This window comes from Ignavibacteria bacterium (genome assembly GCA_017302895.1).
GTDB lineage: Bacteria > Bacteroidota > Ignavibacteria > Ignavibacteriales > Ignavibacteriaceae > UTCHB3.
The window spans coordinates 823962-848944 of the sequence record JAFLBV010000001.1; the positions used below are offsets into that span (position 1 = coordinate 823962).

The 24983-nt window shown below is 43.2% G+C and carries 22 protein-coding genes; 14 read left to right on the forward strand and 8 right to left on the reverse strand.

The features are described from left to right. Nucleotides 1-82: 82 nt before the first annotated feature. The gene (locus J0L60_03175; protein MBN8545113.1) at nucleotides 83-1558 is read right to left on the reverse strand and encodes a calcineurin-like phosphoesterase C-terminal domain-containing protein; all 1476 of its coding nucleotides are present in this window, start codon (nucleotides 1556-1558) and stop codon (nucleotides 83-85) included. A 201-nt stretch (nucleotides 1559-1759) separates the two neighbouring features. Between J0L60_03175 and ftcD the strand changes: the two genes are divergently transcribed. From ftcD to J0L60_03200, 5 genes are all read left to right on the forward strand, one after another. Beyond that, complete coding sequence (gene ftcD / locus J0L60_03180) at nucleotides 1760-3592, forward strand: glutamate formimidoyltransferase (protein MBN8545114.1); 1833 nt, start codon at nucleotides 1760-1762, stop codon at nucleotides 3590-3592. Nucleotides 3593-3632: 40 nt separating this feature from the next. Next, the gene (locus J0L60_03185; GenBank protein MBN8545115.1) at nucleotides 3633-5450 is read left to right on the forward strand and encodes a carbamoyltransferase; all 1818 of its coding nucleotides are present in this window, start codon (nucleotides 3633-3635) and stop codon (nucleotides 5448-5450) included. Further along, on the forward strand, nucleotides 5437-5865 hold the full coding sequence (locus J0L60_03190; protein MBN8545116.1) for a hypothetical protein: 429 nt from the start codon (nucleotides 5437-5439) through the stop codon (nucleotides 5863-5865). Before J0L60_03185 ends, J0L60_03190 begins: the two co-directional genes overlap by 14 nt. 8 nt (nucleotides 5866-5873) lie before the next feature. Beyond that, entirely contained in the window at nucleotides 5874-6032 is a 159-nt protein-coding gene (locus J0L60_03195; protein ID MBN8545117.1) for a hypothetical protein, read from the forward strand. A gap of 128 nt (nucleotides 6033-6160) precedes the next feature. Further along, on the forward strand, nucleotides 6161-6529 hold the full coding sequence (locus J0L60_03200) for a four helix bundle protein (GenBank protein ID MBN8545118.1): 369 nt from the start codon (nucleotides 6161-6163) through the stop codon (nucleotides 6527-6529). A gap of 83 nt (nucleotides 6530-6612) precedes the next feature. On the opposite strand, the gene J0L60_03205 is transcribed toward J0L60_03200, so the two are convergent. Further along, nucleotides 6613-8100, reverse strand: coding sequence for an SLC13/DASS family transporter (locus tag J0L60_03205; GenBank protein ID MBN8545119.1), 1488 nt, complete (start codon nucleotides 8098-8100; stop codon nucleotides 6613-6615). Between the two features lie 228 nt (nucleotides 8101-8328). Between J0L60_03205 and J0L60_03210 the strand changes: the two genes are divergently transcribed. Further along, nucleotides 8329-9162, forward strand: coding sequence for a hypothetical protein (locus J0L60_03210; protein MBN8545120.1), 834 nt, complete (start codon nucleotides 8329-8331; stop codon nucleotides 9160-9162). A 97-nt stretch (nucleotides 9163-9259) separates the two neighbouring features. Here the strand turns inward: J0L60_03210 and J0L60_03215 are convergent, their stop codons facing one another. Further along, a complete protein-coding gene (locus J0L60_03215; protein ID MBN8545121.1) occupies nucleotides 9260-10069 on the reverse strand; it encodes a hypothetical protein in 810 nt (269 codons plus the stop codon). A gap of 137 nt (nucleotides 10070-10206) precedes the next feature. Between J0L60_03215 and J0L60_03220 the strand changes: the two genes are divergently transcribed. Genes J0L60_03220 through J0L60_03230 form a run of 3 tightly spaced genes read left to right on the forward strand, consistent with a single transcriptional unit; the run spans nucleotide 10207 to nucleotide 11634 of the window. Next, nucleotides 10207-11052 (forward strand): outer membrane beta-barrel protein, encoded by an 846-nt coding sequence (locus J0L60_03220; GenBank protein ID MBN8545122.1) that lies wholly within the window; start codon nucleotides 10207-10209, stop codon nucleotides 11050-11052. Between the two features lie 52 nt (nucleotides 11053-11104). Beyond that, nucleotides 11105-11431, forward strand: a complete 327-nt coding sequence (locus J0L60_03225; GenBank protein ID MBN8545123.1) for a hypothetical protein — start codon at nucleotides 11105-11107, stop codon at nucleotides 11429-11431. Then, the gene (locus J0L60_03230; protein ID MBN8545124.1) at nucleotides 11428-11634 is read left to right on the forward strand and encodes a hypothetical protein; all 207 of its coding nucleotides are present in this window, start codon (nucleotides 11428-11430) and stop codon (nucleotides 11632-11634) included. Before J0L60_03225 ends, J0L60_03230 begins: the two co-directional genes overlap by 4 nt. 7 nt (nucleotides 11635-11641) lie before the next feature. Here the strand turns inward: J0L60_03230 and J0L60_03235 are convergent, their stop codons facing one another. Genes J0L60_03235 through J0L60_03245 form a run of 3 tightly spaced genes read right to left on the reverse strand, consistent with a single transcriptional unit; the run spans nucleotide 11642 to nucleotide 13511 of the window. After that, the gene (locus J0L60_03235; protein MBN8545125.1) at nucleotides 11642-12232 is read right to left on the reverse strand and encodes a leucyl/phenylalanyl-tRNA--protein transferase; all 591 of its coding nucleotides are present in this window, start codon (nucleotides 12230-12232) and stop codon (nucleotides 11642-11644) included. Nucleotides 12233-12236: 4 nt separating this feature from the next. Continuing rightward, nucleotides 12237-12686: a DUF2721 domain-containing protein gene (locus J0L60_03240; protein ID MBN8545126.1), complete on the reverse strand. Its 450-nt coding sequence runs from the start codon at nucleotides 12684-12686 to the stop codon at nucleotides 12237-12239. A 30-nt stretch (nucleotides 12687-12716) separates the two neighbouring features. Further along, nucleotides 12717-13511, reverse strand: coding sequence for a YIP1 family protein (locus J0L60_03245; protein ID MBN8545127.1), 795 nt, complete (start codon nucleotides 13509-13511; stop codon nucleotides 12717-12719). Nucleotides 13512-13848: 337 nt separating this feature from the next. Between J0L60_03245 and J0L60_03250 the strand changes: the two genes are divergently transcribed. Both J0L60_03250 and J0L60_03255 read left to right on the forward strand, forming a co-directional pair. Next, nucleotides 13849-15711 (forward strand): carboxypeptidase regulatory-like domain-containing protein, encoded by a 1863-nt coding sequence (locus J0L60_03250; GenBank protein MBN8545128.1) that lies wholly within the window; start codon nucleotides 13849-13851, stop codon nucleotides 15709-15711. A gap of 238 nt (nucleotides 15712-15949) precedes the next feature. Further along, nucleotides 15950-18916, forward strand: coding sequence for a PAS domain S-box protein (locus tag J0L60_03255; GenBank protein ID MBN8545129.1), 2967 nt, complete (start codon nucleotides 15950-15952; stop codon nucleotides 18914-18916). Between the two features lie 27 nt (nucleotides 18917-18943). On the opposite strand, the gene J0L60_03260 is transcribed toward J0L60_03255, so the two are convergent. Further along, nucleotides 18944-19807, reverse strand: coding sequence for a lytic transglycosylase domain-containing protein (locus J0L60_03260; protein MBN8545130.1), 864 nt, complete (start codon nucleotides 19805-19807; stop codon nucleotides 18944-18946). A gap of 83 nt (nucleotides 19808-19890) precedes the next feature. On the opposite strand from J0L60_03260, the gene rpiA reads away from it, so the two are divergent. Next, nucleotides 19891-20637 (forward strand): ribose-5-phosphate isomerase RpiA, encoded by a 747-nt coding sequence (rpiA, locus tag J0L60_03265; GenBank protein MBN8545131.1) that lies wholly within the window; start codon nucleotides 19891-19893, stop codon nucleotides 20635-20637. On the opposite strand, the gene J0L60_03270 is transcribed toward rpiA, so the two are convergent. After that, entirely contained in the window at nucleotides 20615-21622 is a 1008-nt protein-coding gene (locus J0L60_03270) for a response regulator (protein MBN8545132.1), read from the reverse strand. The two genes, rpiA and J0L60_03270, sit on opposite strands and share 23 nt — an antisense overlap. A 142-nt stretch (nucleotides 21623-21764) precedes the next feature. Here J0L60_03270 and J0L60_03275 point away from each other — a divergent pair, with 142 nt between their 5' ends. Then, on the forward strand, nucleotides 21765-23996 hold the full coding sequence (locus J0L60_03275; protein MBN8545133.1) for a TonB-dependent receptor: 2232 nt from the start codon (nucleotides 21765-21767) through the stop codon (nucleotides 23994-23996). Next, nucleotides 23993-24946 carry a DUF4249 family protein gene (locus J0L60_03280; GenBank protein MBN8545134.1) on the forward strand — a complete coding sequence of 318 codons (954 nt, stop codon included), beginning with the start codon at nucleotides 23993-23995 and terminating at the stop codon, nucleotides 24944-24946. The genes J0L60_03275 and J0L60_03280 overlap by 4 nt, the downstream gene beginning before the upstream one ends. Nucleotides 24947-24983: the final 37 nt, after the last annotated feature.

Genomic DNA, 24983 nt, shown 5'->3' on the forward strand with positions numbered 1-24983 from the left:
TGTCAATATTTTCTTTAGCAGGAATAAAAGTGTGAATAACCGGGAGTGGAATATTTGATTATTCCGCTCCCGGCGTTTCTGATTAGAGCGTGAGTTTCTCTCTGAATTTCTCTCCCCATCTGTTTATGTACTCAACTTCAACTGTTTTTGTACCGGGCAATGGTTTAGCATAAAAAAGATGATCGGTGACACCAGGTTCCACCCATGTGTGTTTCTTTGGTTTTTTGTCACCTTCAAAGAGGAGTACGGTTTCGGGATCGGAGCCGCGTCTTTTCTCCATTTCACCCATGAGGGCCCCATCCTGATACCAGTTGACCTTGCAATATTTGTCCCATGACCAGACATTAGCCATTATCTCAAGCTGGCTCCCGGCAGTTGCTGCAATTTTGTGGAGAGACATCTGTTGACCAATGGGCCTTCCCGTCGATTTATACTTCCATTTTATCTCAGTTCCATCCACTTCATAAATGCCATATCCTTTGGGGGTGCCGTCAAAACATGTTGGGGCAGTCCACCATGCACCACACACAGCACCACAAACATGTATCTCTATTCCCTCCTCTTCGATATACTCGCTTTCGTGCATATGCCCCGTAAGTACATATGATTTGTAAGGTTTTAAAAGATTGTAAAGCATTTTTCTGTTTGTTATCACCACACTATTGCTTGGCTTTGCCTTGTTGTATCTGATGTGTTCCGTGTTGTAGGGAGGGATGTGACAGAAGACGACAACCGTTTGTCCTTTTGGAACGAGAGACAGATCCCGCTCCATCCAGTCAAGCTGCTTTTGGTCGAGATAACCGATGTAATCTCCAAACCAGAAGATATCATCGAGTACTATGTAGTGAATTTCACCTTTATCGAAGGAATAATAGCGGGGTCCAAAAAACTCGTTGAAGGTTGCAACCGAAAGTTCATCCGTTCCCGCGCCATGATCGGTATCGTGGTTTCCGAGTACCTGAAAGAAGGGAATCCCTGTTTTTTTGATCGCTTTTTCATACTCGGGGAAAAGTTTCAGGTCGTTGAAGACAATATCGCCGCATGCAACACCGAAGAGGTTAGTTCTCCCTTTTGCCATTTCGATTAAATCAGGAATTGTCTCGGCATTAAAGAGTCCGATATCCTCCATGTCCAATGGCTGCGGATCTGCGAGAAGGAAAAATGAATGTTTAGTGTCGTTACCGGTACTTTTTAGATCAAAATTTATCACCTGTTCAGTCTTGTCAGTGATTTTCTCATAAAACCTTGCAGTTCCGGTTGGATTTGTATTGATAGCATAACCCGCAGGATTCGAAATGAAGAGAAATTTTTCATCTTTCCCGGCAAGCAGTTCATAATCTCCCTCTGCCGAAGTGGTGACAACCGATACTCCGTCAGAAACAGCAACTCCTTTTATGGGCTTGGTCCCCGATGTAACCTTTCCCGATATTTTCCTGAGACCTTTTTCTTGAGTTTTAGGTGGATTTATGAAATTTTGAAGCGGGGATGCGACGGATTCTGCCACAAAAAGGGCAGATATCCCGAGTGAATTTTTGATGAAGTTTCTTCTGTCAGTCATTTTTTTCTCGTCGGAATTTTTAGAAAATCAAACCTGAATCTAATCACTTCCGGAAAAACGGCATTGTAAATTAATTATCAAATATTCACAAAAGAGGGGTTAACTTCAAGAGAATATGAATCCCAAACCGTTCCTGACTTAAGATACCCTGCAATTCGTTAAATTTAAAAATTGCTTTTTTTTGAATTTGAGGATACTTAGATGGAAGACAGAATAATTGAATGCGTACCAAACTTTTCTGAAGGACAAAATCCTGAGACCATAAAACAAATCACCGGTGTCATTGAGGCAGTGGAGGGTGTAAAACTTTTGAATGTCGATCCCGGTTTTGAAATGAACAGGACTGTGGTTACTTTTATCGGGAACCCGGAAGCTGTTGCCGAAGCAGCATTTCAGTCGATAAAAAAGGCGTCCGAACTGATTGATATGTCGAAACATAAGGGTTCTCATCCGAGGATGGGTGCCACCGATGTGTGTCCTTTCATCCCTGTCAGTGGAATCACTACAGAAGAAGCCATCGAGCTTTCTCACCGTGTTGCTGAGCGGGTCGGGAAAGAACTCGGAATCCCTGTTTACATGTACGAACTTTCACAAAATGATCCCAAAAGGAAAAACCTTGCAATTATCCGTCAAGGTGAATACGAAGCCCTCGAAGAAAAAATGAAAAGACCGGAATGGAAACCCGACCACGGACCGGTTGAATTTAATGCAAAAGCAGGTGCCACGGTAATGGGGGTAAGAGAATTCCTTATCGCTTACAATATCAATCTGAACACCCGGGAAGTGAAAGCAGCTACCGATATCGCATTCGAACTGAGAGAAAAAGGAAGATCCGCAAGAACAGGGGGAAGCGGAGTTTTTTATTATAAACGACCGGCAATTTTGAAATATCGCGAAGGGAGCTACCCTTCGGGACTGGATGACTTCATTGGTAAGACAATTGATGAAACAGCCGCATATTGCAAAGAAAAATATGGATTTGACCTTTTTGAACTGCTTGAATTAAACGGTATTAATCCGCAAAAACCTGAAGGGGAATCGGTTAAGATCCCAGGTAAATTCAAAAACTGCAAAGCAATCGGCTGGATGGTACCCGAATACGACAGGGCTCAGATTTCAATTAACCTGACAGACTACAAAACCACACCGATGCATCTCGTTTATGAAGAGGCAAAAAAACTCGCAGAAACCCGTGGAATAACAGTAACGGGAAGTGAAATTGTTGGAATGGTTCCGTTTAGAGCGCTTTATGAGAGTGGAATTTCCTACCTGAAGAGACAGGAAAGACCTACGGGTATTCCCGTGATGGATGTCCTCAAAACTGCTGCACAATCTCTGGGATTGAATGATGTATCGCCGTTCAAAATTGAAGAGCGGGTACTGGGCTTGCCAAAATATGATGAAAAAGCTCTCTCTTCCCTTTCGGTGGCAGGATTTGCCGATGAGGTATCCCGTGAATCTCCCGCACCCGGCGGAGGTTCGGTTGCTGCAATGGCTGGAGCCATCGGTGCCTCCCTTGCTTCAATGGTGGTGAATCTCACAGCTTATAAAAAAGGAGCTGGGGAAATCGATAAAATGCTCGATGATCTCTCAGTTAAGGCAATTGAAATAAAAGACAAACTGATAAAAAACATTGATGACGACTCCAATGCATTCAATGAATATATGGAAGCAATGAGGCTCCCTCAGAACACTCCTGAAGAGAAAAATATCCGCTTTGCTGCAATGCAGGCAGGACTGAAAAAAGCCGTGCAGGTTCCTTTGACTACTGCAAAACTGAGTTATGAAGCGATAAAAATCTGCGAAATAGTGAAACTGCATGGAAACCCCAACTCAATCACTGATGTCACTGTCGGTGCCCGTATGGCACTTACCGGTGTTCAAGGCGGAGTACTCAATGTGCTCATTAACCTCAAAGATATCAAAGATCAGGATTATGTGTCCGCAATGAAAACCGAGTGCAAAGCCCTCACAGCCGATGCAACCGCATTAGCAGACAAAATATTGAACGATGTGATTGAGCGGTTGTCTTGAGCAATCTGTGTAACCATTTAACTAAATGACGACAAAAAACATGTACATACTTGGAATATCAGCTTTTTACCATGACTCGGCGGCTGCTTTAATTAAAGACGGTGAGATAATTGCCGCTGCGCAGGAGGAGCGGTTTACGCGAAAGAAACACGATCATAACTTCCCGTCCAATGCGGTGAAATATTGTTTGAAAGAGGCGGGGATTGATATATCGCAGATTGAGGCAATCGCTTTTTATGACAAACCGTTTCTGAAATTCAACCGGTTGCTCGAAACCTATTTGAGTTACCCCGGAAGAGGGCTGAAATCGTTCATGATGGCGATTCCATTATGGATAAAGCAAAAACTTTGGATTCCCGACATAATTGAAAAAGAGACCGGATTCACAGGCAAAATTCTCTATCCTGAGCATCATGAATCACACGCAGCGAGTGCGTTTTTCCCTTCAAAGTTTGATGAGGCAGCTTTCCTGACTATTGACGGTGTGGGTGAGTATGCCACAGCTTCATACGGGGTTGGCAAGGGAAATTCTGTGAATATACTTGGCGAGATCAACTTCCCACACTCCCTCGGACTTCTCTATTCGGCATTCACATACCATACAGGATTCAAAGTGAATTCCGGTGAGTACAAGGTGATGGGTCTTGCTCCTTATGGCACACCCAAGTATGTCGAAAACATCTACAAATACCTGATTGACCTGAAGGAAGACGGTTCATTCAAAATGAACATGGACTATTTCGACTACAATACGGGTCTGAAAATGACCAACGACAAGTTTTCTGAATTATTCGGCGGACCAGCCCGTGAGCCCGAAACAAATCTTACACAAAGAGAGATGGATCTTGCCCGTTCGGTTCAGGAAGTGACGGAAGAGATTGTTTTGAGGATGGCTCGTCATATCAGAAAAGAGACGGGGATGAAGAATCTCTGCCTTGCGGGGGGTGTTGCACTAAACTGTGTGGCGAATGGTATTCTTCTCCGTGAAAAGATATTCGATAATCTATGGATTCAACCCGCTGCTGGTGATGCAGGTGGTGCCCTCGGTGCAGCACTGATTGCCCATTACCACCACTTCGGAAATACAGCCCCTAAAAAAGGGGAGAGGGACCTTCAAAAGGGGTCATCACTCGGACCCGCTTACAAAAATGAGCAGATCGAAGAGTTTCTGAAAAAATATAATCTCCCTGCTGTAAGGTTAGGGACGGATGAGCTTCTTGATACAGCCACTGATTTGATGAAAGAAGGAAAAATACTCGGGTGGTTCCATGGAAGAATGGAATATGGTCCCCGTGCACTTGGCAACCGTTCCATTATTGGAGATGCACGAAATCCAGAGATGCAGAAGAAAATGAATCTGAAAATCAAATACAGGGAAAGTTTTCGACCGTTTGCACCATCAGTGATGTATGACAAGGTTCATGAATGGTTCGATCTCGACTGTGAAAGTCCTTACATGCTTCTGGTTGCTGATGTGGTGAGGGAAAAGCAAAGAAAAATGACCGAAGAAGAGTCGAAACTGTGGGGAATCGATCTTCTCAATATTTTACGGTCGGATATCCCCGCCGTCACTCATGTGGATTATTCCGCAAGAATTCAGACCGTTCATCCCGATGACAACAAAAGATATTATGACCTGATCAATTCGTTTTATGGAAAAACAGGCTGTCCGGTTATTGTAAACACAAGTTTCAATGTGCGCGGGGAACCGATTGTCGAATCTCCACTCGATGCATATAAATGTTTTATGCGTACAGAAATAGATGTACTTGTACTCGAAAACTTTATTCTATATAAAGAAAATCAACCGGCTTTTCACGATGATATAAAATGGCAGGAAGTATATGAGCTTGATTAAAGACATAAAAAAAGAAGTAAATGAACTGGACTTATCCCCTCGTGCCCTGAGAAAGGGGAGTGCCACACTTGGGATTACGCTGGTGCTGGCGGGTGTTCTGCTTCAGTCTTTTACCTCATACCAGACAACGGGTATCCTTGTAGCTGCTTTCGGAGCATTTCTCACACTGGTAGCTTTCACAGCTCCTTCGAAGACGGTGGATATCTACAAAGTTTGGATGACATTCGCATTCACCCTCGGGTGGTTTGTTTCAAAAATAATCTTCACAATAATTTTCTATCTTGTGGTCGCTCCCGTGGGAGTTGTTGCAAAACTTTTCGGGAAGGAATTCCTTGATCTTGATTTCAGGAAAAAGAAAGATTCCTACTGGATCAAAAAACAAAATCACACAATCGATTACGAAAAAATGCATTAGGAATTTTAATGAGCAAAATCAAAATAATCTCCCAGTACCTCTCCTTCCTGAAGGAAAACAAAAAGTGGTGGCTGATGCCAATCGTCATTATTGTAATATTTATCGGTCTGCTCCTCGTTTTCGCCAAAGGCAGCCCGCTCGCTCCTTTCATCTACACGCTCTTCTAGGAACTTCGGAGATTCGGAACCTCAGAACTTCAGTTATTGGGGTATATTGAAAGAGAAGCACTCGTTTTATACAGAAGAATGGAAATATGGACTAGTTTTTTACTAATTGATCACAGGAGAATGAAAATATGGTAGAGCATTTTAGTGAACTCAAAGTTTGGGTTGCTGCAAAATCAATTTATATTGAAATCCACAAATTATTTGATTCCTACAAAGACTATTTTTTTAGAAGTCAGATATTGAGGGCAACCTTATCCATTTCTAATAATATTGCAGAAGGCTTCGGAAGAAAATCAAAGAAAGAGTTCATACAGTTTTTAATGATCTCCAAAGGCTCTTGCAATGAGGTTGAATCCATGCTTTTAATCATGAAAGAAATTGGGGAATTTAAAAATTACAACCTCGATAAATTGATATTAGATCTCAGAAATAACTACAAGAGCATCGGAGCACTCGTACATTCTCTTCAAGAACAACTCGATGCATCAACTAAATAACAGGAACAGTCCGTTATCTCTGAATCTCAGAAGTACTGAGGTTCTGAGGTTCTGAAGTTCTGAATCTCTGAGTCTCTGAGTCTCTACCCAATTATCAGGTAGATTAGCGCTGTAATCACCACCGCCCCGAAAATATTGATGATAAATCCTGTCTTCGCCATATCGGCTATTTGGAGGCGACGGGAGCCAAAGACTATTGCGTTTGGAGGGGTAGCAACGGGCATCATGAATGCCATGGAGGCGGAGATGGTTGCCGGTAGCATAAGAAGCAGGGGATCAATATGCCACTCGATTGCAAAAGCTGCCAGGATTGGCAGGAATATCTGAGCTGTTGCCGTATTGGATGTAAGTTCGGTGAGGAATGTTACAATCATGGAAATTGCAAATATGATCACGATTACGGGCATTCCGGAAGCGAAATCGAAACTTTTACCTATTTGTTCTGAAAGTCCGCTTTTCACAAAACCCTCTGCAAGAGCAAATCCACCACCAAACAGCAGGATAACATCCCAGGGAATGTCCCGAATAATCCATGCGTCAATTATTGTTCCCTTCTCCTCTGCTTCTTTTTTTGAGGGGAGGATAAAAAGAAGGAGTGCAGCAAAAATGGATACTGTCCCGTCATCGATAAAACCGGCTGACGGGAAAATGTTTGACCATCCCGGAATGGTAACAAATCCGGCTTTTATATCCTCCCTGAAAATCCAAAGCATAGCTGTCGATGCGAATAGAGTCAGGATAGTCTTCTCTTCGTATTTCATTTTCCCCAGGTCTGTATACTCTTTTTTCATGACAGAGCGATCGATTTCGAACTTGTCATCACTTTTGAACATCACTTTTGTAAGCAGCCACCAGGCAAAAACTGTTAAAATGACCGCAAGAGGGAAGAACCAGAGGATCCATTGTCCGAATCCCACGGTCGGATTGTTGGGAAATGTCTGTGTATAAATTCTTTGAAAAACAAGATTGGGGGGTGTGCCAATGTATGTCCCGATGCCTCCGATTGATGCTGCATAAGCTATGGAGAGCATCAGCGATTTGGAAAAATTTGAAGTAGCTGCAAGCCCGTGTTCCTCCTCCATCTTGGATACGATTGCCATTCCTATTGGAAGGAGCATCACCGCAGTGGCGGTATTGGAAATCCACATTGAGAGGAAACTACCTGCGATCATAAATGAGAGAACAATCGTTGAAGGACTTTTTCCGAAGCGGGAAACCAGTCCCAAAGCGATTCTTTTGTGCAGGTTCCACTTCTCCATTGCAAGGGCAATGATGAATCCGCCCAGAAAGAGGAAGATGGTCGAGTTTGTGTATGCCGCGGCCGCATCCTTTCCGCTGATTACTCCCGAAAGCGGGAAAAGCACAAGAGGGACAAGGGATGTAATGGCCAGAGGGACCGCTTCTGTAACCCACCATATCGACATTAAAATTGCTATTCCCGCACAGTATTTGGCGTTGTGCGGCATTCCTGAAAGAAGAACAAATAATATAAAAGAGATGATGCCGAGGAAGAGGCCTGCTCTCTTGAATTTGTAGTTGCCGAGGAATTTGGAAACATTATCGGTCGACATAATTATTCTTTCTGAAGTGGATGCTTAAATTATGAAAATATTTGGATATTATGATGTGATTAAGTATCTGATTTGAAAGGAGCAATGAGATTTATTGAAAATAAAAGTCTCGAAAAAGCCCTTATACCTGCTGAATTGATTATTTTTGCAAGTGAAATCAGTTCCGGTTTAAAGGAACAGGTATAATTCAGAATCAAAACTGATATTTACACAACGAATATTTATAATATGACAGACAAAAAAAGAAAACTGTGGATCTGGTGGGTGGTCGCGGCAGTCCTTATGCTGGTTACAGGTTATTACCAAAGGGTAACGGGACCAACCTACGATAAAAAGATTACCTTCACATTCGAAGGGCAGGAATACAAGGTAAAACTTCCCCGTTCTCACGGAGATGACACCGATTGCCCGGTCATCCTTCCGGTTTCCGATACTTCAATCACAGCGAAACTTCTCTACCGAAGATTCAAAATGAATGAGGAGTACAAGGAAGTAAATTTTGAAAAAAAAGACACGATAATTCAGGCTTTTCTCCCGAAGCAGCCACCTGCCGGTAAGCTTGAATATTCCATTGTACTTCAGGCAAAAGATAAAGAGCCTCAGGATATCACCGGGCACGAAACAGTTGTAATCCGCTTCAAGGGGCATGTGCCTCTGTGGATAGTGCTTGTTCATGTTCTCTTTATGTTCGCAGGCATGTTTATGTCGAATATAACGGGATTCTATGCTTTTCTAAAGCACCCGTCATTTACAAAATTTGCTTTGATTACCACAATCGTACTCTTCATCGGAGGGCTGATTCTTGGTCCGATAGTGCAGAAATTTGCATTCGGAGTCTTTTGGTCGGGAATTCCCTTTGGCTGGGATTTGACCGACAACAAATTGCTCTTTTCCTTCTTGTTCTGGTTGGGAGCGTGGGTGTTCAGTATCAAGAAACCCCGTTACTGGTTGGGAATTGTAGCCCTGATCGTGCTTTTGGCGATGTATTACATTCCTCACAGCGCGATGGGTTCCGAATTTGACTACAAAAACAACAAACTTGGAACATCAAAAACTTTGTAACTTTTCGCGGTAATAAGTTTGAAATGATGATTGAAGGATGACAGGAGTACTGCCCTGTCATCCTTCACTTAAAATTCGGGAGTCAAAAAGGGGAAAATCAGAGAGAGATTGAAACAGTGTCCAGCATCCACCTGTTTTTTTGAAGAGTAAAGACTGCAAGAAACATCACCGGTCTGACAAATTTAGCAGATACAAATCTCCCCACCCTGATGGCAAGATTTCCTGATTTTGAGGAAAATTCTTTCAATTCCTCTACTTTTGATACATAACGAAATTCTTTAAGTGCATCAAGCAAACTTTCTGTGTCATTGTGACTTTTCCCGCTGATTATTCCAACAAAACCATCCGAAATATCATTTCTCTCGAGTTTTCCTTCGTAGAGGCGATTCATAAAGTCTTTGTAGAAGTCTTCGAAACCGGTAGTCGATTTGTCTTTTTCCGAAACTGTCACACTCCTTACATTTTTCTCATCGAACGGCTGAAATTTATCATCAGTCTCATTGCCTCCGTCAAATATTGCTTTGTAATCCGTTCCTTCCTTTTTCCAGACGGTGAAAAATCTTCCGTTGGAAATGACTGAACTGTCACTTTTCCTCTTCAGGTTATACACACCGGTCGAAAAAGCAATCTCCCCGTCTTCAGGGGCAATTATATGATCAGGGTACCAAACCAGAGTGTTTTTCTCTTCACCTGTTCTTTTTTCATAGAGGGGTTTGCCATCGACGAGTGTATCTTTGTCATACATCTTGCACGAATCGGAAAGAAATGCCAGAAATGATGTTTTTATTCCCGATTTCACACTCAGTGCGGAAAAAGCGAGTTCTGTCTTCATCACCTGATGAAAAGCAGACTGGGAATATGCCGGCAGTACCAAAACAGCCAAAAGAAGAAAACTTAAATACTTCATGAAAACTCCTCAAAAAATGTCAGGCAATAATAACTACCGCTTGTCAAAAAATAAAATCGGGCATCACAATATTTCGAATTAACCGCTTATTATTGATAATTTTGCAGTGCAGATTTTAAATATGGAGAAAAGTAACAATGAAATACAGATTGGTCCTTCTTTTTACAGTTTTAACGAGTTCCATGGCTTTTGCCCAAAATGACGACTGGTGGGAATTTGACGACTGGACTTTCGATTTTGGCTGGAATCATAAAAAGCCATATATCTCCCTGTCATACGGAATGGCGGAGAACACATACTTCGGATTACCCGGTTCGATAGCAAATACCGGCTCGATAGAGGCTAAACTCGGTTATTCAAGCACAACCTCCAATCCATGGAGAGCCCCTTTTGAAAAACAATCCGGTTTATACTTCGGAAAACATGCCTACAATATCGGCAGCTCAACTGATGGAAGCAAAATACAGACTACCGCATGGAAGTTTGGTTTCGACGCATCATCAGGAATAGCATACGATGCAGGAAGTCTTAAGATAATTCCATATAACTCCCGCGGTATGCAGTGGTCGTATATGACAGTCGACACTTTTAATATATTCGGGAAAGCCCGGGAAACAATGGACCTCTATAACGAAGCTGTAAGATTTGGAAACAGATTTGAAGGTGGTCTCAAGTTTAGAGTAAATGAGACCGTGGAAATTGGAGCCGGCTGGCAGAGATCGATTGTTTATCCGAGAACCATGTTCTGGTACTGGGCAGGCAGTTCCATTATCGAAGAGATAGGACACGGCTTGATAGATGAATTCGTGGCAAGAATACACAAATCCTCACCCGGAGCCACACCAATAGTTTACTTCCTTTTGAAAAATGCCCTCTCATACGGCGCATATGAACTCAGAAAAGAGAAGATGAACTGGCCCTTCGATACTGAAGCACCTTTTTTCTCTGATGCATACAGAGTAACCTTCACCTGGATTTTCTGATTTTTATAATTGACGGCGGTTCTCTAACTTTGAATATTAATTATTTGAGGTTATGAACCGCCGACACCAAACCGTCATATCAGTTTTACTCATTCTCTTTTTAGCAGGATGTGCTTCCGCTCCGCAGACCCGTCCGGGTGATGTGAAGGACTACAATTCCTTCACCGAAGCTTTTGCTTTTGCATATTCACAAAACAAAATTGAAGACGGATTGTTTTTAAAGGAGAATTTCAGAGAGCATTACAAACTCATGATTGAGAAGCTTGTAACCGCTCTGACAAATCCGGAAGTTACAAAACTTGAACGGGAAGCCGCAACGGAACTCTTTTATTGGGCGGAATCGTTAGGCAGATTAAAGGAATACAAGGAAATAAAATGATTTCAGAAGAACTGTTAAGTATAATGTGCTGTCCCGAAACAAAAGCCGACCTCGTTCTCGAGGGTGACTTTCTGGTTTCAACCGATAAAAACACCCGTCGCAGGTACAGAATTGAAAACGATATTCCCGTTATGCTGATTGACGAGTCGGAAGTGCTCGAAGTGGAGGAGTGGGAGAAGATTATGAAAAAACACGGCAGGTAACCGCAAATTAAAGAAATCCGGTACGCGTGGCGAGGGCCTTGTGAAGGAGGTGATTATAGTCATCTTCCGGTACCTCGACTGCCCCGAACATTTTCAGATGCGGATTCATCAGTTGCACATCCAGAAGAACAAACCCCCTTTTGATTAACCGGTTTATTAGAAAAGTCAGGGCTATTTTGGAGCCCTGACTCTTCTTTGTAAACATCGACTCACCAAAAAAAGCACCTCCAAGGCAGATGCCGTACAATCCTCCGAGCAGGTCATCAGACTGAAACACCTCATAAGTATAGAGATAGCCCATCTCGAAAAGATTTCTGTAAGCATCTTTTAACGGAGCGTTTATCCAGGTTTCTTCCCTGTCGGCACAGCCATCGATGACCCGGTCAAAATCATCGTTGATTCTGATCTCGAATGTTCCCGTTCTGACTGTCTTTTTCAGCGATCTCGGTATGTTGTAGTTATCCAGAGGAATAATCGCTCTTGATTTCGGAATATACCAGTTGACTTCGGGAGAATCTTTGCTTTCAGCCATGGGGAAAGCCCCCATGGAGTAAAGTCTGATCATATTCTCCGGGGAAAGGTATTCTTCCTCTGTCATCCGTCTATTCGTCCGCCTTCAATTCAAAACTGACTATTTCATATCCTTTAATCGATTCTCTTGCGGCGAAGGTAATTCCGACCAGAACTATGGTCATCCCAAGAACAAAGAAAACAATCGAGATAATGCCAAAATTCAGCAATTCGGTTTTGGTGACAACCATTCCGATTCCGATCCAGATCGAGGTGATTACAAAGCAGCCCACTCCAACGGAATAGCATACCACGGCATTTTTTACAAGTGAGAGGCGTATAATGAGTGAGTTGAGTTGCACCGAAATGCTTTTTAATCGAATCTCATCAAAATACTCGAAATCCTTCGTGTCCGCTGATTTTGCATATTTCCTCTTTTCCTCATTTAGCGCTCTGATCCTGTTGACCACGAGCGAATACTTGTTGTTCATACCGAGGATTAGCAAACCGCAGGCGGAAATCATTATTCCCGGTGCCAGCATCGCCTGGATGAGAGAAGCTACCTGTTCCATTTACAACCCGAAACTTTGCAACCCGGGGAATGCCATGCTTAATGAGCCGAGTATCAGGTAGAAAGCAACCAGTACCCCGATTGAAAAAATCACATATTTGTTGGTCTCTTCCGAATTGGAGAGCTTTGCCATTCCAATTCCTGTGAGATAGCAACTGAAAAGCTTTATTGGATCGAGTATCGCCAGGAAGCTTTTTTCGGGTCCTTTCTCGATCCCGAGAAATGTTGCCAGGGAAGTATCGGCATACATGGTCGAGAGAAGAAGGGTAAGAATTGTCGTGATCACCATTCCCGCAAGGGGGATTAGAGCCGGCAGGGAGTATGCCACCATCATCCCTTTGTAATTAATTGGTGAATGCAGGATCAGCTTCGCAAGTGCCAGGTAGATGGCGGTAGCAATGAAAAACATAATGAATCCACCGATGAAAATCGGAATTCCCATGAAGACATAACCGAGCGGTCCGCTCATCATGGTCTTTTGCTGTTCCATTAGTTCATCCATTTTCTTTATCTCGTCGGCACTCTTATTCTCTTTTTTAAGCTGTTCGAGTGTTTGTGCCTTCTGTTTCGCCCACAGATCAGCCTTTACCTGAGGATCAGTAAACTTCAGTATGGTGAAGAGTACGGCTCCTGCGAGCAGGATTAACAAGGGGACAAGCCAGTCGGATGTTTTTATTTCAAATTTTGCGATCGACTCAAAAGTTGAAGCAGGGCTTGTTATCACTCCTGTTATTTTGTCGCCAAAAGAAAGTTCTTCGGGTAGAAATTCGTCTTCCCGTTCAAATTCGTTTTCCATTTCAGTCTCTGATTGATTAAAAAAAGAAAAAATTAGGCTAAAGCCAATGGCAAAAATATGAAATTAACCTTTAGAAGTCAGCATTTTCAGGATGATCGGGAAAAGTGAATAAAATTACGGCATATTCACCGACAGAAAATGGCATTTTATCGAAAAAAAAGTAATTTGAAGCTGTTTCAAGAGTGATTTTCATGCTGAATCACGGCTTAAAAAGAAATTAATGTGTAATTTTACTCCCCAAAAAAGTTTGATAATTTTTTAAACCCTTGTCTGGTTTAGGATGTCCAAGTTTAAGGATCAGCAGTTTATTTTTTTTAACCAACTTATAAGGAGTCTTATGCGTCAAAAACTTGCAACTTTCCTGCTTGCAGTATTTGTGTTCGCAACAATTCCGGTGTTCTCGCAATTGGCACCACCGGATAGTTTAAAGGCAACCGAGGGTGGCGCAAGTCATCATGGCAAGTTCGTAAGTCTTGTCTGGAAATATGCACCTCCAACCCCCGGAAACTATGTTCGTTTCAAAGTATTCAAGAAACATGCGGACAGTACTAATTTTGTAGTAATCGCTTCCAACCTTTGGGATAAAAGGTTTAGTGACACACGGGTACTCCCCGGAGCTACATATCAGTATTATGTTGTGGCTTATACAAATGCAGCAACAAGTGATCCTTCAAACACAGCAGAGATCACTCTGGCACCACCTCCACCTCCACCGGCTTATGCTAAAATCACAGGAACTGTTCTTAATGCAACAGGTGCACCTTTGAAAGATGCATTTGTAAAGGTGTTTTCACAAACATCCAATTACATGCGTTCAGCAAAAACCAAAACAGATGGAACATTCTCATTAACCGTCCTGACCGGCACATATTTTGTACAGACCACGAAGCCGGGCTATATCTCTGAATATTATGACAATGTTACCTCTTTTGCAAATGCAACACCTGTAGTTTTGGCAGTTGGCGATTCCGTTAATCTCGCCATCGATCTTGCAACCTTCGTTCCGCCGGCAACATATACCCTGACAGGTACAGTTACCAACGATCAGGGTGCTGCTCAGAGGGCAGAGATTTATGTTTACAAGGTAAGGTTGAACAACTATCATTACATGGTAAAAAGAACCCACACCGACAGTCTTGGCAACTACTCCGTGCCTGTTAAAGAAAATGACACTGTTATTGTTTATGCAAAAGCTCCGGGATTCGCTTATTTCCCCGAGTTCTACAACAATAAAAGAGTCATCACTGAAGCAGACAAAATTGCCGTATCAGGAAATGTAACCGGCATCGATTTCGTAATGGATCCCCTCCCTGTTTATGCCAATGGCATCAGCGGAACCGTTGTGGATACAGTCGGTACACCTGTACCGGGATATGTGTCGGCTTACAGAGTTGAAGGAAATCTCTTCGGACAGAAGCATTATGCAGTGCATACCGATTCACTCGGTAGTTATGCCTTCGCAAATCTCGTCCCCGGTGAGTATATTCTTTTTGTAAAACCACAAGGCAACTATAAACCAACCTACTTCAGATATGACGGAGTTCAGGCTTACAGAAGAAGTCAGGCTGATTCGGTAGTTGTTGACGAAACAACTCTCATTTCGAATATCAACTTTACTGTTCGTGCAAGACCCGACAGCGGTTTCGCATGGATATCAGGCAAGGTGATGGCAGGATTGACCGAAGCTGCTTCAGAATCGTTTGTTTATGCAGTCGATTCCGATAATGAAGTTGTAGCTTTCGCCATGACAGATAAAAACGGCAACTTCGTTCTCGACGGCGTTTTACCGGGTCAGTACACGGTTGTGCCTGACAGACCTGACTTCATGAATGCTGTTACTGCTGTTGCAGTTGTTGGAGCAAATAACTACAATCCATTTGTAAATGTCAGACTCATGAATGATTCTCCATCTGATGTTACCGACGGTTCTGTGGTTACTGGCTACCAGCTTGCACAAAACTTCCCGAATCCTTTTAACCCTTCGACAACCATTCGCTATACAATACCTGAAGCAGGCGTTGTATCGATAAAAGTATACAACATACTTGGAAAAGAAGTTGGAACGATAGTTAACGGATTCCATCAGAGCGGAACCTACAATGTCTCATTTGATGCTTCAAAACTCGCAAGTGGTGTTTATCTCTACAAGATAGAAGCCGGCAGCTTTAAAGCAACAAAGAAATTCACCCTGCTCAAATAAAAATCTGCAGAAATAAAATTCTGATCCGGGCTGCTTTGTTTTTCAGAGCAGCCCTTTTTTTTATCCGTTTCATCGTGCAGGGGCCTTATTTCGTCTAAATTGCAATCGAATTGGATCAATTTTACATATATTTCATTTGTAAAATTTGCAATCCGTAACCGGTGGTTTGTTGCGTGACGGCTGAGGCGGATGCAAAGCCTGATTTAACCTGATTCAACCAAAGCTGAGCACCATAAATATGAATATTCTCAAAGAAATAGTGTTGAAGTACCGCATCGCAATCATTCTGGGAACTGTCGCGGTTTGCATCTCCATAGCTTTTGGATTTCTTAATTACAACAATGATAAAAGGGATGTTATAAAGAGAAAATATTCAGAGTTACTGGCCATTACTGACTACAAAATGGACATGATCGCAGCCTGGTTAAAAGAGCGATCGAATGATATCCGGATGATGGGTAACAGCCCGGTTACTGTCAGCGCTGTAAAGGAATTGCTACAGAACCCGGCAAACAATCAAATTAGAGAGCGGTTGAATGACAGGTTCGAACGGATCAAATTGAATTACGGTTATCAGGGATTGGTCGTATTTGATGAATCAGGGGAAATCTTGTTAAGCTCTAATGCAATTGAAAAAATCAACGGCGAATTACTTAAAAAAGCAGCCTTAATCGATTCCACCAAACCTTTCCGGTTTACAACTATTTATCAGGACCGGGAAAGCCTCGACTACCATCTGGATATCATTGCCTCCCTTGATTTAATACATAACGGTAAAAAAGTGTATATTGTTTTCAGGACAGATCCCTCATTGCATCTGTTTCCCATACTCACAAAGTGGCCCGCGGAATCACAAACAGGGGAATCTTACATTGCTGAAACAGACGGTGATTCCATCGTCTTTTTAAGCCCCTTAAAATATGTTGAAAACGCAGTACTAACCTTTAAAGTTGATAACAAACTTGACAATCGTCCTGTTGTAAAGGGAAGTAAAGGCTTCGATGGTAACTTTGAAGGGATCGATTACAGGGGCAAAGAGGTTCTTTCGGTTATTAAAAATATTAACACAACAAACTGGATACTTATAGCGAAAGTTGATGTTGAGGAAGTTGTTGCAAATATTGCAAAAGATACAGTACTCCTCTCTTCGATTATTGGGTTGTCTCTGATGACACTCTTTATCAGTCTCGGCTACTATTTTTCATCAAAAAACAGCAGGTATCTGGGGACAATTCTTGAGGCCGAACAGGAACTTGCCAAGCTCGGTCAGGAGTTTAAGACCATCTTCTACAGCATTGGAGATGGTGTTATCACAACCGACCCTGACGGAAAAATCAGACAGATGAATCAAATCGCTGAGCAACTGACGGGGTGGAGTCTGGATTCAGTCCGGGGAGAAAATATTGAAACAGTTTTTCACACTTTGGATGATGCAACCCGTCATCACGCCAAAAATCCCGTTGAAGAAGTAATAAAAACAGGAGATGTGGTTAAATCGGTTGAGTATACACTGCTCAACACCAAAACGGGTGAGGAAATCCCCATCTCTCACAGTGCGTCACCAATTCATAATTTGGAAACCGGCGAAGTTACAGGTGTGGTTCTGGTTTTCAAAGACCGAACCGAGATAAGAAACCGGGAAAAACAACTCGCTCTTTCTGAAGAGAAATTTTCAAAGGCATTTTATACCTCTCCAGATGCCATCATGATTACTGAGCTGGTCTCCAGCAGGATTGTAGACTACAATCAGGGTCTGCTCGAAATAACAGGGCATACCGATGAGGAAGTGGCGGGTAATACAGCGCTAACCCTGGGGTTTTTGCCGACACCGGAATACAGAAAACGGCTGGCGGAGCATATCAAGGAGAGGGGAAGTGTAACCAATATTCAGATCGAGTTTAAACATAAAGATGGTAGGACAAAGTACGGTTTGATGTCGGCAAGTGTTATCGAACTCAATGGAATGAAGTATTTCATCAGTATCACAAGAGACATCACCGACCGTGTCCATCTGGAAAAAGAACTCATGGAAGCAAAAGACAGGGCAGAGGAAGCAAACCGGGCTAAATCGAGCTTCTTCGCTAACATGAGTCATGAACTTCGTACTCCCCTCCACGGTGTCATGGGATTTACAGAAGTACTTAAAGACATGGTTACGGATGAGGATATTCTCAGTGTTGTCGAGTCAATACACCGCTCAGGAGTGAGATTGATGGGTACTCTTAATCTTATCCTTGATCTCGCACGGGTGGAATCGGGGAAAGAGGAAATCGAAGAGGAAAAGATGCTCCTCGCAAAAGTGGTAAAAGAGGATTTTGAATCCTTCCGGGCTTTTGCAGAAGGAAAGGGGCTGGCGTTTAAAATTATAAACTCGGACCCTGAAGCCGGAGTGATCGCAGACAGAAGACTGCTCGACAGTATAGTAAACAACCTCGTAAATAATGCAATCAAGTTTACTCACCGGGGAGAAGTGAAGATTGAAACCGGGGTTCTCGAGATTGATGGAGACAAAAAGGCATTGATAAAAGTTTCGGATACCGGTATCGGAATTCCGGAAGATGCACAAAGTCTGATTTTTGATGAGTTTCGTCAGGCGAGCGAAGGATACGGCCGACAGTTTGAAGGGACAGGTTTAGGACTCTCTATTGTAAAAAAATATATTGATCTCCTTGGGGGTAATATTGAATTACAAAGCCGGCTTGGATTCGGAACGGTTTTCACCATTACCCTTCCATGGTGTGAGATTGAGAATGGATCAAAGACTCTGCAGGTGGATGAAATAAATCCCGGCAAGGACGAAAATAAAACAACCACAGAAGGGAGGAAAAGAATTCTTTTCGTTGAAGATGATGATGCCTCTATCTGGTTTACCACCAAGGTACTCGAATCTGACTATGATATCGAAACTTATAGATCAGCAGAAAAGGCACTTAAACAGCTTGGAGACAAGGATTTTGATGCGTTTTTGCTGGATATCAATCTCGGACGGGGAATTTCAGGGATCGACTTCGTTCAAAAAATAAAAGACGACCCCAAATATTCAAAAATCCCCAAAGTGGCAATTACTGCTTATGCCATGTCGGGGCAGGAAGACATCTTTATCAAACACGGGTTTTCCCATTATCTCGCGAAGCCATTCTCCAAGGCAGAACTAAAGGAGTTTGTCGATTCGGTTTTTTCTCACGATTCCGGCGACCAGAATTGAATATTTGAAGTTTGACTCCTTTTCAACCTACGGGAGTTTGATGGTAACCGGCGAACCTTTTGCAGCGGTCAGACGAGTGCCTCTGATCCATGGATTCAAATAGCGCAATGTTTTGTATGTAGTGCCATTCTGGACTGCGTATGCAGCAAGGTCAGTGATGGTCTCATTTATCTGTATTTCCCGCCCGGTATTGGGTTTCCAGTAGTCGTTTTCGTTCAGGATGTAGCCATATTTTGCGGGGTCTTCAAAAATAAGTTTCATGGCAGCAATTCGTGGGACATACTTCATGGTCTCTTCGGGAAGAAGCAGATCGTAATATCCCCTCGTTTTTTGAGCAGCCATCCTCGTCTCCATGCCACCCATTCCACAGTTATACGAACCTGCAGCCGCTGCCCAGGTGCCAAATTTGCCCTTTGCCATTTTAAGGTACCTTACCGCTGCCATTGCAGATTTTTCGGGGTCATATCTTTCGTCGATCTCCTGATTTATTTTCAAGCCAAACTGACGACCCGTCTCGTCGAGAAACTGCCAGAATCCCGCAGCTTTTGCTGATGATACGAGGTTGTCAAGTCCGCTTTCGACAACTGCAAGATATTTGAAATCTGTGGGGACACCCTCGCGGGTGAGGATTTCATCAAATTTTTTGAACCACTTCCCCGATCTCTTGAAATAGCGAAGCATCAGGTGCTCCTGTCTGCTCATAAGAATGATTTCGTTCTCAACTCTCTCCCTCACCTCCGGGTCTTCAAGGGGGACTCTCTCACCAAAAACGGTAATCTCCGGTGGCAGAACGGGGTTAAAAACCCATGGTTTCGGTGTGTCAGTTATCTTTGATCCCGACAGGAACAAAGCGATAAGAAGAAGTGTAGAAAAGTTAAGATTTTTTTGCATTTTTACTCACAGAATTTAAATATGTAAACGGGTAATTCCGTATTTTTAGAAATCATTGTTGAAAATTTAAGTAACCGGTTACTATGACCAAAACTGATACTCTCAAAGAACTGGCAGCCCTTGCTTCACTGAAATATGTGAAAAGCGGCTACAAGGTTGGTTTGGGTACAGGCTCCACTGTAAAATTCGCGCTTGAGGGCCTGGCAAACAATCTAAAAAACGGTACACTAAAGAATATTGAGGGCATCGCCACCTCAAGTGCCACCGAAAAAATCGCAACTGAACTTGGAATCCCGCTGATTACTTTCTCACGGGTTACCACCCTTGATGTTTATATTGACGGTGCTGACGAAGTTGACAGCTCGTTCGACATGATAAAAGGGGGAGGCGGTGCACTTATCAGGGAAAAGATTGTTGCTCAGAACTCCGGTCTTCGGGTAATTATCGTGGACGAATCGAAACTCTCGGATAAAATCGGAGAAAGATGGGCTGTTCCGCTCGAGGTTTTCCCTATGGCAGCAGCGGTCGAGGCTGAATACCTTAAAACCCTGAATGCTGTATCACAATTAAGACTTGACGCTTCCGGCGACCCCTATATAACCGATAACGGCAACTATATACTGGATACAAATTTTGGTGAGATACCGGATGCAAACAAACTCTCGAAACTTCTTGACTCAAGAGCCGGGATTGCAGGTCATGGCATATTTCATAACCTGGCAGATGTTATAATTGTTGCATCTGAAGTAGGTGTGAATGAAATCAGGTTCGGTGAAATTCATAAATTTGACAGCCTGTTTAAAGCTCTCAAATATATGCGATCGAACTGATTTGCCGTAACCTGTTTCTTATCTGATCGTTTATTTCGCTTACTTTATAACTCCTTATGCCTGCCTCCAGGTCCAGAGTTGCCTGTGGCATCGATGGCACGACTGCCTCGGCAGGGTCCTGCACAAATACCTGTCCGCCGACTGATTTTATTTTCGCTGCACCTGCTGATCCGTCGCACCCCATACCTGACAAAACCACACCCATCGATTTAATACCGAAAGTGTTGGCAATCGAATAAAACAGAGGGTCAGCCGAAGGTCTTACGAAATTTATCAGTGGAGTGTCTTCGAGCCGGAAAGTGAGGCTGTTGCTTTCGATTGTCAGGTGGAAGTCACCGGGAGCGAGGTAGATTTTCCCCGGCTTCACCGGTTGTCTCTCATCGGGCAAAATTATTTCATGCTTCGTAAGATTCGCAAGGCTTTTTGCAAAAGTCTCAATCATCCAGTCAGGTCCATGCTGAACAATGAAATAGCTTAATCTGCTGTCCAGAGTGAGGGTTTTCATAAACTCCACGAGAACAGCGGGACCACCGGTACTGGCTGCAATTCCGACTGCAGAAAAAGGGACAGACTGTCTGATCGCTGTCGCTTCGGGTATCCTGATTTTTACATTTCCCGATTCCTGTCTTTTGAATCCGTTGCTGACCATGTTCCTTACCACATCAGGAACCAGCGGCTTCTGAAGATAGAAGTCGGCGCCACACATCATTGCCCTCTCCCGGGCTCCTTCAATCGCGAGTGAAGTAATCAGAATGATAACCGGGCTCCCGATACGATGAAGCCTGATGGTCGAGGTGAGAATAATCCCGTCCATTAGGGGCATCATCCAGTCGGTAATTATCATATCAAAAGGTTCTGCCTGATGAAGCCTGAGAGCCTCTTCCCCGTTATTCGCCTTGAAAATCTGATAGCCGCAATCAGCAAGCACTGTTTTTAGTATCAGAATATTCGATTCTTCATCATCAACAACCAGAATTCTCTTCATTTCAATCTCTCGTAGAATGTATCAGGCAAAAATAAATAAAATCGGACGATTAACACTAAATTTTTACCATTCTCTTAAAAAAGGGTAAAAATGATTAAATTTGATAACAAAACTATTAAAATTAACAAAACAAGTCTCCCTTTTGACAAAGAACATCTCACTCAAGCAACTGATTTTTGCCTCCTTGATTCTTCAGACTCTCCTCTTCTCACAAAGCACAGGTACTCTAAGAGGTTTTGTAACAGATTCAACGAACGGTAACTCCATTATTTCTGCAAATGTAATTCTTGTCGGCGCAAGCCGCGGGGCATCAACCGATTTGCAGGGATATTATTTTATCCCCGGTATCTCTACAGGGAAGCATACCATAAGAATTTCAAATATCGGATATGTTACCCGTGAAGTTGAAGTTAGGATAATCAAAAACACGATTACTCAACTGAACATCGCCCTGATGCCGTCAGCAATCACTCTTGATGAAGTTTCGATCACGGGGACTCGAAGACCCGAACTTAACGACCCCTCCATAAGCATAGAGCAGATACCGCTCCAGCAGATCAAGTCGGTTCCCGCAGGAGTCGAAGCCGACATGCTCAGGGCACTAAAAGTATCGCCCGGGGTTACATCCACCGGGGACATTACTGCACGGTACTATGTCAGAGGAGGTGGAAGTGATCAAAATGCCGTTGTAATTAACGGATCGGTTCTTTATAACCCGTTTCATGCCCTTGGATTGTTTTCTGTTATCGATCCGGAGATGATCAAGATGCTCGAGTTTTACAAAGGGGGCTTCACTTCCGAATATGGCGGCAGACTCTCCTCGATTCTGAATGTTGTAACCCGTGACGGGAATAAAAACAGGTTTGTCGGCACTGCGGCAGCGAGCACCATGTCGGGGAAAATGTCATTTGAGGGCCCGATTCCGGGTGGTTCATTCCTTTTTACCGGCAGAAAAAGTTACAGACCGGAAGCTGTACAGAAATTCCTGAACAACAGGGCTGCACCTTTTGAGTTTTACGATCTCTCCTTTAAGGTTAACTATTCGAATCCCGAATTTTATGAAAACGGCTGGTTTACAGTACACGGCTTCTTCAGCGATGACAAAATTGAGAATAAAAATCTGGCAAAAGAGGACTATTACTTCAACAATTCAAGTTTTGGTTTGAACTGGTATCAGGTTTGGGCTTCGCCTCTCTACTCCAATATGTCGTTCACTTACACCACTTTCGAAGGAGAAGTGGTGCCGAATCTGACAACTTCGAAACCGCGAAAAAACATCATTGCCGATTTCACAAGCAACTGGGATTTTACTTATATCTTTGACAGCAGGGATGAGTTGTGGGCAGGTTTTCACAATAAAATTCTCACTACCGAGCTGAAACTTACCAATCTGTTTGGCAGCAAGACCGAACTCAGGCAGCGCGGACTTGACATGGTAGCGTATGTAAAATACAAACTTCTCCGCTATGAAACTTTTAGAGTGGACGCCGGAATGCGGCTTAATGTTGTATCGGCATCGGAGAAGAGTCCGTTCTTTCTCGAGCCGAGGCTTAATGTTACCTGGGTGCCACTTCCAATTCTTGCCTTTCGACTCGGTGTCGGCAGGTTTTCGCAGAATCTCGTGACCCTCTCAAACGAGGAAGAGCTCATCTCGATTTTTGAACCGTGGGTGGTTGTGCCCGACTATCTTAAACCCGCTCAGGCAACCCACCTGATCGGTGGTATTGACTACTATCTGACCGAGTGGTGCAAGCTCTCGGTTGAGGGATATTACAAGGACATCGATAATCTTGTCGATATAAATGAATTGAAATATACAAATCTTGATCCCGATTTTGTTCAGGCAGACGGAAGATCATACGGCCTCGATTTCAGTTTCGATGTTTCGTTTCAGACCTTTTTCTTTAAAGGCTCCTACTCGCTTGGCTATTCTTTTAAAAAGAAAAACGGGATCGAGTTCAACCCAAGATATGACACAAGGCATACTGTTAATCTGCAAATCGGCTGGATATTCTGGGAAGGATGGCAGTTCAATGCAGTCTGGCGATTCTCCTCCGGTCTTCCATATACAGGTATTGCAGGTTTCTACGACAAGTGGAACATTATGGATCCGTGGAGTTCGTGGTATGCTCAGGGGATTTACGACCCTTCATACCTCTATGGTGCAAGAAACGCACAGAGGCTCCCTTCATATCACAGACTTGACCTGAGTCTGTCAAAATCGTTCAAATTGTTCTTTGCAAAAATTGATCTTGATGTAAGTCTTCTGAATGTCTATGACAGAAGGAACATCTTTTATTTTATTCGTGACACGGGTGAAAGAGTGGATATGCTCCCCTTCCTCCCGTCAGCTAGCATAAGGATTGAAATATGAAAATCACCGGACTGATCTTTATTGTCCTGATTTCTCTCTTAAACCTCTCCTGTGATGAGGAGTTTGCTCCTAAACTCCCGTTTGAAGAGAAGCTGTTTGTATATTCTTCGCTTAAGGGAGACTCGACAAAGCAGATAATTGTAGTCGCAAAAAGCTACGATGTCTCAAATTTTAACCCCTCAACGAACACAGTATCTCCCGAGATTGCCGGGTGTCTTGTGGAAGTCACGCAGGATGGAGTAACATACCGATTCCGCGACACACTCATTGACAGGTCGGATTCTACTCGTTACGGGAAGAAGATGCCCGCTTATGTGTCCACCGAATTTAAACCGCAGGCAGAAAAACCGGTAACTGCAAAAATCGTTACTCCCGAGGGGAAGGTACTGGAAGCTGTCACAGTTGTACCGCCGCAGGTGTATGTGGAAAAATCGGTTTTTGCGATCGGCTACGACCGCAAGAGTTCAATTGCGGGAAGATATACCCTGCAGTGGAGAACTCAGGACCTCTATTTGTATGTCCCCAAACTGGAGATATTTTACATGCGCGACGATAAGCCGGGGGTTTTCTCCATCGAGGTGCCGACTGACTATCTGACTGTAAATAAACAACTTCAAATCGTCTTTCCAACATTTAACACAAACAGATGGGTCTCTTTTGACTACCGTGCAATCGACTCGACAATGGAGAAGATCTCTGCCGGCTACGATTTCAAAGGGATGTTCAGGGTTCTTAGGGCTGAACTTAGACTTCTGGTTTATGATACAAATTTGGCAAAATACTACTCAAGTGTAAACGGATATCTCGATCCCTATTCAGTCAGACTCGATGAAAATGTCTTTACAAATGTGAAAGGCGGTCTGGGAGTCTTCGGTTCCTATATGCTTACCAGAGAGATATTGTTGTTTGACCTCGATTATGTCGACTCATTTGGATACAGAGTGAGATGAATGTTTGAAGGCTGAATGAAGAAGGCTGAATGAAGAA

Bases quoted from the DNA above. Each gene is read 5' to 3' on its own strand.
- J0L60_03225 (MBN8545123.1), top strand. From the start codon at position 11,105: ATGAACCGCCGACACCAAACCGTCATATCAGTTTTACTCATTCTCTTT.
- J0L60_03185 (MBN8545115.1), top strand. From the start codon at position 3,633: ATGTACATACTTGGAATATCAGCTTTTTACCATGACTCGGCGGCTGCT.
- J0L60_03190 (MBN8545116.1), top strand. From the start codon at position 5,437: ATGAGCTTGATTAAAGACATAAAAAAAGAAGTAAATGAACTGGACTTA.
- ftcD (MBN8545114.1), top strand. From the start codon at position 1,760: ATGGAAGACAGAATAATTGAATGCGTACCAAACTTTTCTGAAGGACAA.
- J0L60_03260 (MBN8545130.1), bottom strand. From the start codon at position 19,807: ATGCAAAAAAATCTTAACTTTTCTACACTTCTTCTTATCGCTTTGTTC.
- J0L60_03250 (MBN8545128.1), top strand. From the start codon at position 13,849: ATGCGTCAAAAACTTGCAACTTTCCTGCTTGCAGTATTTGTGTTCGCA.
- J0L60_03200 (MBN8545118.1), top strand. From the start codon at position 6,161: ATGGTAGAGCATTTTAGTGAACTCAAAGTTTGGGTTGCTGCAAAATCA.
- rpiA (MBN8545131.1), top strand. From the start codon at position 19,891: ATGACCAAAACTGATACTCTCAAAGAACTGGCAGCCCTTGCTTCACTG.
- J0L60_03245 (MBN8545127.1), bottom strand. From the start codon at position 13,511: ATGGAAAACGAATTTGAACGGGAAGACGAATTTCTACCCGAAGAACTT.
- J0L60_03240 (MBN8545126.1), bottom strand. From the start codon at position 12,686: ATGCTGGCACCGGGAATAATGATTTCCGCCTGCGGTTTGCTAATCCTC.
- J0L60_03255 (MBN8545129.1), top strand. From the start codon at position 15,950: ATGAATATTCTCAAAGAAATAGTGTTGAAGTACCGCATCGCAATCATT.
- J0L60_03205 (MBN8545119.1), bottom strand. From the start codon at position 8,100: ATGTCGACCGATAATGTTTCCAAATTCCTCGGCAACTACAAATTCAAG.
- J0L60_03220 (MBN8545122.1), top strand. From the start codon at position 10,207: ATGAAATACAGATTGGTCCTTCTTTTTACAGTTTTAACGAGTTCCATG.
- J0L60_03175 (MBN8545113.1), bottom strand. From the start codon at position 1,558: ATGACTGACAGAAGAAACTTCATCAAAAATTCACTCGGGATATCTGCC.
- J0L60_03215 (MBN8545121.1), bottom strand. From the start codon at position 10,069: ATGAAGTATTTAAGTTTTCTTCTTTTGGCTGTTTTGGTACTGCCGGCA.
- J0L60_03280 (MBN8545134.1), top strand. From the start codon at position 23,993: ATGAAAATCACCGGACTGATCTTTATTGTCCTGATTTCTCTCTTAAAC.
- J0L60_03210 (MBN8545120.1), top strand. From the start codon at position 8,329: ATGACAGACAAAAAAAGAAAACTGTGGATCTGGTGGGTGGTCGCGGCA.
- J0L60_03195 (MBN8545117.1), top strand. From the start codon at position 5,874: ATGAGCAAAATCAAAATAATCTCCCAGTACCTCTCCTTCCTGAAGGAA.
- J0L60_03235 (MBN8545125.1), bottom strand. From the start codon at position 12,232: ATGACAGAGGAAGAATACCTTTCCCCGGAGAATATGATCAGACTTTAC.
- J0L60_03230 (MBN8545124.1), top strand. From the start codon at position 11,428: ATGATTTCAGAAGAACTGTTAAGTATAATGTGCTGTCCCGAAACAAAA.
- J0L60_03270 (MBN8545132.1), bottom strand. From the start codon at position 21,622: ATGAAGAGAATTCTGGTTGTTGATGATGAAGAATCGAATATTCTGATA.